At 33.2% G+C, this 8289-nt stretch carries 4 protein-coding genes; 3 read left to right on the top strand and 1 reads right to left on the bottom strand.

The window, feature by feature from the left end:
• Nucleotides 1–79: 79 nt before the first annotated feature.
• From U9R42_12725 to U9R42_12735, 3 genes are all read left to right on the top strand, one after another.
• Nucleotides 80–313 (top strand): hypothetical protein, encoded by a 234-nt coding sequence (locus U9R42_12725; protein MEA3496881.1) that lies wholly within the window; start codon nt 80–82, stop codon nt 311–313.
• 1 nt (nt 314) lies between these two features.
• Nucleotides 315–1226, top strand: coding sequence for a S49 family peptidase (locus tag U9R42_12730; GenBank protein ID MEA3496882.1), 912 nt, complete (start codon nt 315–317; stop codon nt 1224–1226).
• 392 nt (nt 1227–1618) lie between these two features.
• Complete coding sequence (locus tag U9R42_12735) at nt 1619–1981, top strand: hypothetical protein (protein ID MEA3496883.1); 363 nt, start codon at nt 1619–1621, stop codon at nt 1979–1981.
• Between the two features lie 371 nt (nt 1982–2352).
• Here U9R42_12735 and U9R42_12740 read toward each other — a convergent pair.
• The coding region (locus U9R42_12740) for a PKD domain-containing protein (protein ID MEA3496884.1) at nt 2353–8289 on the bottom strand (5937 nt) is incomplete at its 5' end.

The raw sequence follows: 8289 nt of genomic DNA on the forward strand, positions 1-8289 counted from the left end.
GCGTTGAAATGCCAAACGCACCATATTCAAACCGTTAGTGGCAATTAGAACATAGACAATTTATATAAAAATAATACGTTTGATTAAAAATTCTTATCTTTGCAATATGGAAAATGACTCGAAAAATAAAGAAGTAGAAGTTAAAGATTTTACTACTGAATATAATGAGGTTGTAAAATCTACTGAACAGTCTGTTGTGGTTGATACCCAATGGGCAAAAGATGGTGACTATTTTCAAAAGCTTTCAATGTATGACAATTCCTATGTTCAAGTTGAAACATTAGGAAGCACTACATTGATTAAATCTTTATAATATGCCAAATTGGAATGAAGTCATTCTTGAAATTCAACAAGAACAAAAGAAAAATCCTAAATTAAATCCACTTGATACAGTCCGAAGGAAATACCTAAAAAAGGTTTCTGAAATTTCTGGAAGAAATACAATAGCGTATTATTCAGGTTGGCTTCAAAAACCACAAGTAGCAGGAACAGCAGTTGGAGACAAAGATAAATCTGGGTTTATGCTTACAATAAATAAGCTGGACAGAACTAAAGGATTAGACTTGATTTTACATACTCCAGGTGGAGATATTGCAGCAACAGAATCTCTTGTTGACTATCTATATTCTATGTATGGTAAAGACATTCGTGTTATCGTCCCGCAAATTTCAATGTCAGCAGGTACTATGATTGCATTTGCCTCCAAAGAGATTGTAATGGGTAAACACTCTAATTTAGGTCCTATTGACCCACAAATGGGTGGTTTAGCTTGTCAAGCTGTACTGAATGAATTTGAACAAGCGAAAGAAGATATAAAGCAAAACCCCCAATCAGCAGCACTATGGCAAGTCATTATTAGCAAATACCATCCAACTTTTTTGGGGGCTTGTAAACAGGCGATTGAATGGTCTGAAAAAATGGTGTTTGAATGGCTTGAAAATAATATGTGCGAAGGAGATACAGATAAAGTCAAAAAAATAGTTAGCACTTTTTCAAACCACACTGAACAAAAATCTCACGCAAGGCATATTTCTAAAAGAGAGTGTACAGAAATAGGACTAAACATTACTGATTTAGAAACCGACCAAGATTTTCAAGATGCTGTATTAACAACTCATCACGCTTTTATGCATACATTTTCAAGCACTCTTTGTATTAAAATAATTGAGAATCATAATGGAATTGCATATATAGAACAAGCTGCACAACCGACTTTAAATAAATAAAAGCCACTAACACTGTATAAAATTAATAGCGGTTTAGTACTAATTATAAAGTAGTATCGTTGTTAAAAGTTCAGTTCTAAACTGAAAGTTTTGCACCTTAAATCCGCTACTAATCTTATACTAACCGTTCTGTGGCATGCTGAATAAAAAAATCACATCGATTTTTTTTGAAAATTAACAATATTTTAGTATCTTTGACCTTTTAACATCTATGATAAATGATTGATATAATAATAGATAGATTAACAAACTCAATTCGGAATACAATAAGTTGAGATCAATTTAACACTAAGATTATTCAAGTTACTGTTAGCGAAAAAGGGATTACAAAAAAGGATTGGATTTTTAATTGGAGACAAGAAATTCAAGATGAAAATAAGGAAGTTTATAAATTGGTTATTGAAAATAATGAGAAAATAAATCAGGGACTTATAAGCATAACAGACAACAATGATCACATATTTATGAATTTGATCGAAAGTGCAAAGTTCAACAAGGGTAAGAACAAATTATACGAAGGTGTTCCTGGAAATTTAGTGGCTTTTGCTTGCAGACTTGCATTTGAGAAAGGATACGATGGAGTAGTTTCCTTTATTGCAAAAACAAAATTAGTCAATCATTATAAAACAAGTTTGGGTGCAACAATATTTCATGGAGACCAAATGTTCATTGATACACCAGCAGCACTTAAACTGATTAGACAATATTTTAATAAAGAACAAAATGAAAACTACAAAAGAAAAGGACAGTATTGACATTGAAGTTGTAAATCGTCCATTAACAACAAAAGAAAAACAATCCTTTAGTAAATTCTTAAAAACGAGAAAGAAAAGGAAAGTAAGAAAGTTTATAAAAGAAAGCACGAACACACAACACCTAATATAATAAATTGGGCAGAAAATGCTAAATATGAACGATTTAACTTTAAATAACCATTGTAGTAAAATGAAATATTGGTGCTTCAAAATGCCCAACTTATCATATTGCCACCGTCAGACTGTCTAAAAAAATCAACAATTTGTAGATAAAGATAATTTGCCACCAAAGGAATAATTTCTATACTATGAAATTTATACAAAGAAAAGACCGAAGGCAAGCATATATTTCTCCAACATCCTCCCCATCACTAATTCCTTAACAACATAATCGTTCCTTTGTATTTTTCATGTTGATAAAGAGTGCCTCTTGAATAAATATAAAGGTAGTATTCTCCTTCGGGGCATAGTTCTCCTTTGTAGGTGCCATCCCAGCGGTCTGTAATATCTTCTGTTTCAAATAGCAATTCTCCCCACCTTGAAAATATTTGCATTGTAAAATCAACAATAAAAGAACCTTTAATAACTACCTCATCATTAAGTCCGTCACCATTAGGAGTAAAAGCTGTAGGAACAAAAATATTGAAAGGTGTTTCTATGCACACTGTATTTGAATAGCTGACTTGTCCATCACTATTTCTAACTGCTGCAATTCTGTAGCAATAGTTTGCCTGATTTAGGGTTGTCCTGTCATCAATGTACATTGAAACGCTATCGTCAACATTTTTTATTAGTAGCTCATTATTACCGTATCTATCACTTACATTTATTGAATATTTTTCTATTCCTGAGGGCCAAAGCTCATAAGGTGTCCATCTTAGCACAGGAAATTCGTCAGTATTTTCAACTGACAATAAAATGGATTTACCGATATTACTGTAAGGACTGTTGTAATCACAACTATCAATAACTTTTAATCTGTAAGCATAAGATTCTGAATTAACATTTACGTTTTCATCAATGTAATCTAAAATATTACCATCAAAATTTGCAATATTTGAATAGTTGACTTTATCAATTGATCTTTCCAATTCAAATACTTTTGGTCGTCCTGTTGTAATTTTATCCCATTCAATTAAAATCTCTTCACCTTCAACTGTAGCTCTGTCAAGGAAAGGAGCAGGTACAAGACTGTAGAATGTTAGGTCTTGGGAAGTAGTATCAGGACATTGATTATTAGATTTTACGATTAAGGAAACAGTGTAAGTTCCGGCAGTTTGATAAATATTCCATGTATTTTGGAATGAAGCTGATGAACCATCTCCAAAATCCCATTTCCAATTATTTACCTTATCAGGTGAATTTATCGTTGACTTATCGTAAAACTTAATTGTATCCATCAGGCAAGGTGTAACATGCCTAAAGTCTGCAACAGGCATCGGATGAACTATCATATCTTTTACAACTGTATCCGGACAATTATAATAGTCTGATGTAGAAATAAGCATTACTTTATAGCTTCCATCTTTAGAATATTTGTTTTGAACATCTTTATTTGTTGATGAATTCGTATCTCCAAAATCCCAAACATAAGTCAGGGAACCATAAGCTACTGATGATGTATTTGTGAAATTAAAGTCATTTCCTGTTAAACATTGTGTGCTGTCATTTACGCTAAAGTCTGCATTTGGCATTGGTCGTACATAAATAGATTTTAGTGTTGAATCCAAACAAGCAAGCCCTGATGAGGCAATAAGTTTTACATTATAATTTCCAAAACTTAAATATTTGTGAACAGGATCTGTAAGGATTGAAAAGTTGTTGTCGTCAAATGACCAATTGTAAGTCAGGGTTCCTGAAGTAATTGTTGTGTTGTTTGTAAAAGCAAATTTGTTTCCTCTTAAGCATTGAGAAGTATCATTAATGTCAAAATCCGAGAAAGGCATTGGATGGACAAATAAATTTTTGTAAATCGTATCTCTGCATGAATTTAAAGATGTTGATATCAGGCTAACAGTAAAAGTATCATGATTTTTATAGCTGTTGCTTGGGTCTTGTTGGGTTGATGTATTGCCATCATCAAAGTTCCATGAATAATTCATACTTCCGTATGGAATTATTGAAGTATTGGTAAAGGAGAAATTATTTCCTCTCAAGCATTGTGAGCTATCATTAATATCAAAATCTGCAAGGGGCATTGGGTGAATATACACTTGTTTTGTTAAAGAATCCTTACAGTTAAGATTTGAATTTGTAACTAATTTTACATTAAATGTATCGTAAGTATTAAAAATATGTGAAGTGTCTTTATTGTAGGAATTACTACCATCATCAAAGCTCCATTTATAAGAAAGATAACCTGAATTGATAGTTGATGTGTTCGTAAAACCTACAAAATTATCAAGCAGACATTGGGAATTGTCATTGATTGAAAATACTGTAACAGGCGAAGGATAAACATTTGCAGTTCTGAATGTTGTGTCGGCACAAGCAAGTCCTGAGTTCACTACTAATGTAACTAAGAAGGTGTCATCGTTTGCATAAGCATGAGTTGGGTCTTGCTGTGTTGAAGAATTTCCATCACCAAGGTCCCATGAATAGCTCATTGTTCCTGAATTTATCGTTGATGTATTTGTGAAAACAAAATTATTTCCGTTAAAACATTGACGACTGTTATTTATTGTAAATGAAGGTTGAGGCGAAGGAAATACATAAGTGTGAAGTGTAAAAGTATCTTTACACCCATTGAATGATGTTGAAGTTAGTTGAACAGCAAAAGTGTCGTCATAAGTATAAGTGTAGTCAGTATTTTTAGTGTAAGCGGAATCACCTGAACCAAAATCCCAAACGAATGTTGTAGCTCCATAAGGTATTGTAGAATTATTTGCAAAAACAAAATAGTTTTCGTTAAAGCACTGCTGACTATCGTTAATTGAAAAATCACTAACAGGCATTGGGTGGGTTATCACTGTTTTTGACAATGAATCCAAGCATCCCATTGCTGAGGAAGTTATCATTTTTACAACAAAAGTATCATGATTTGAATATGTCTGTGATGGGTTTTGTAGTGTTGAGGTATCACTGTTTCCAAAATTCCAAAGATATGATAATGTTCCTGAAGCGATTGTTGTGCTGTCATAAAAATCAAAAATATTTCCTCTTAAGCATTGTGCTGAATTATTAATGCCAAAATTGGCAAAAGGCATTGGATGAACAAACACATTTTTAGAAACTGTATCGGGACAGCCGAATGGAGATGTTGAAATAAGTTGAACATTAAAAGTATCGTGATTTAAATAAGTATGATTTGTTACAGATATTGAAGCAGAATCTCCATCGTCAAATGTCCATTCATGAGAAAGTGAACTCCATGGAACAGTTGAGGTTTGGCTAAAAGTAAAGCTGTTTCCGTAAAGGCATTGTGAACTGTCATTGATACTAAAATCTGCATTTGGCATAGGGAACACTACAGTTTTTCTTAAAATAGAATCCTTACAACCCCAATCAGAAATTATCAATAATTTTACATCAAAAGTGTCAAAAGTGCTATACGAATGTTGTGGGTTTTGAGTCTGGGAAGTATCTCCATCATTAAATTCCCAGTAATGGGAGAATGTTCCTGAACTAATAGTTGAACTATCTGTAAAAATAAAATTATTATCGGTTAAGCATTGTGCCGAATCGGCAATAAAAAATTGTGCATCAGGCATTGGATGAACATGAACATAGGTTATCCCGAAAATAGAATCTTTACACCCAAGTGTTGATGTTGCAAGTAGTTTTACAACAAAAGTATCTGCATAAGGATAGGAATGAACAGGACTGAAAGTAAAAGCACTATCACCATCTCCAAAACTCCATTCGTATGATAATGTACCTGAACTTATGGAAGAAAGGTTTGTAAAGCCAAAAGCATTTTGATCAAAACACTGAGAACTGTCGTAAATAGCATAGTTGGCAACAGGCATTGGAAAAACGTATGAATGTTTTGTTACCGAATCCATACAACCTTGGTCGGTAGTTACAATCAGGTCGATAGCGTAAGTGTCTGCTGTTGAATAACTGTGAGTTACATCCTCTGTAGTTGTGGAATAGGAATCTCCAAGTAGCCAATTGTAACTCATGCTTCCCGAATATAAATATGTAGTATTTGTTAAAACAAAATTATTTCCTTCAAAACATTGTGTGCTATCATTAATTGTAAAATCTGCATTTGGCATAGGATGAACATAAACTAATTGCTCGGCAGTATCCTTACAACCAACTGCGGAAATGGATACTAATCTGACATTAAAAGTATCAAAATTAATGTAGGAATTGTTTGCATTCAAAGAAGAGCTTGTATCTCCGTTTCCATAAAACCATTCATGATTCATTGAACCGGAACTTAATGTTGAATTATTTGTAAATGAAAAATAATTACCGCTAAGGCATTGAGAAGTGTCATTTGTCGAAAATCCTGCATTTGGCATAGGATGAACATAAACTGTTTTCCCGAGAGAATCGGTACAGCCCAATCCTGACGTTACTTTTAGTTCTATCTGAAATGTATCCCATGTGTTGTAGGAATTAGCTGTGTTTTGATTTGTTGAGGAATTACCAGTACCATAAGACCATTTGTAAGACAAAGTACCTGATGCTATTGAGGAGCTATCGGTAAAAACAAAATAGTTGTCTCTAAAACATTGTGAACTGTCGTTTATCGAATAACCAACGAGAGGCATAGGAAATACAAAAGTTTTTTTAGTTGTTGTATCATTACAACCTTGTTCGGAAGTTACAAAAAGAACAACATTAAAAGTATCGTGATAGCTGTATGAGTAATTTGGGCTTTGAATAGAAGAAGTGTCTCCATTATCTCCAAAATCCCAAACAAAACTTTGGTTTCCTGAGGTTATTGAAGAATTATTGCTAAATGAAAAGTTATTTGCATACAAACATTGGGTGCTATCGTTTATTGTGAAAGTTGCGTTTGGCATAGGATGTATATAAACAGTTTTAGAAATACTGTCTTTACAAGCAAGATTAGAAGTTGATAATAATTTTACAGTAAAAGTATCGTCAGTCATATAACTGTGTCCAGAGTTTGTGCTTATTGAAGTGTTGCCATCACCAAAATTCCAAAGATAGGATTGGGTGCCTGTATTTATAGAGGAGGAATTTGTAAAATTAAAACTATTTTGGAAATAACATTGCGAACTGTCATTTATTGAAAATGAAGAATTTGGTGAAGGGAAAACATAAGTTGTTTTTTCAATTGAATCCTTACAACCCAAAGCTGATGTTGCCACTAAGCGAACTGTAAAAGTATCGTCATAAGAATAGCTGTAATTTGGTGCATTTAAATTAGAAGTGTTTCCATCCCCAAATCGCCATAGATAATTTTGACTTCCTGAATTTATGCTTGAAGAATTTGTAAAAACGAAATTGTTTGTAGCATAGCATTGCTGACTATCATTTATTGAAAATATAGGCTGAGGAGAAGGAAAAACATAAACGGTTTTTGAAAGTGAATCCTGACATCCGAGATTGGAAGTAGCAACAAGCTTAACTTGAAAGGTATCATCAGTTGAATAGATGTATCCTGGGCTATTTGAGGTTGACGTACTTCCATCGCCAAGATTCCAAAGATAAGTTTGTGTTCCTGTGTTTATTGTTGAACTGTTTGTAAAATTAAAATGATTTCCATTAAAACATTGATTGCTGTCATCAATTGTGAAAGCGGGATTTGGAGAAGGAAATACGTAAGTTGTATGTGAAACGGAATCCTTGCATCCAAGATTGGAGGTTGCAACAAGTTTTACAGCAAAAGTGTCATCAGAGGAATATGAATGAGTAGGGCTTGCTGTTGAAGATGTATCGTTATCGCCAAAATACCAGACATAATTTTGATTTCCGGTATTAATATTTGAAGAATTTGTAAAAACAAAAGAATTTCCATTAAAGCATTGCTGACTATCATTTATTGAGAACACAGCTTGAGGAGAAGGAAAAACATAAACGGTTTTTGAAAGTGAATCCTGACATCCGAGATTGGAAGTAGCAACAAGTTTAACTTGAAAAGTATCATCAGTTGAATAGCTGTGTCCGGGGCTATTTGAGGTTGACGTATTTCCATCGCCAAGATTCCAAAGATAAGTTTGAGTACCTGTGTTTATTGTTGAACTGTTTGTAAAATTAAAATGATTTCCATTAAAACATTGGTTGCTGTCATCAATTGAAAAATTAACGTTTGGATTAGGAAAAACATAAACTGTTTTGTAAGATGAATCAAGACAGCCATAATCGTTGTGAGCAACAAATTTTAC

It is taken from the genome of Bacteroidota bacterium, from assembly GCA_034723125.1.
GTDB lineage: Bacteria > Bacteroidota > Bacteroidia > CAILMK01 > JAAYUY01 > JAYEOP01.

Excerpts from the sequence above, each read along its gene's own strand:
- U9R42_12730 (MEA3496882.1), top strand. The coding sequence starts at position 315 with ATGCCAAATTGGAATGAAGTCATTCTTGAAATTCAACAAGAACAAAAG.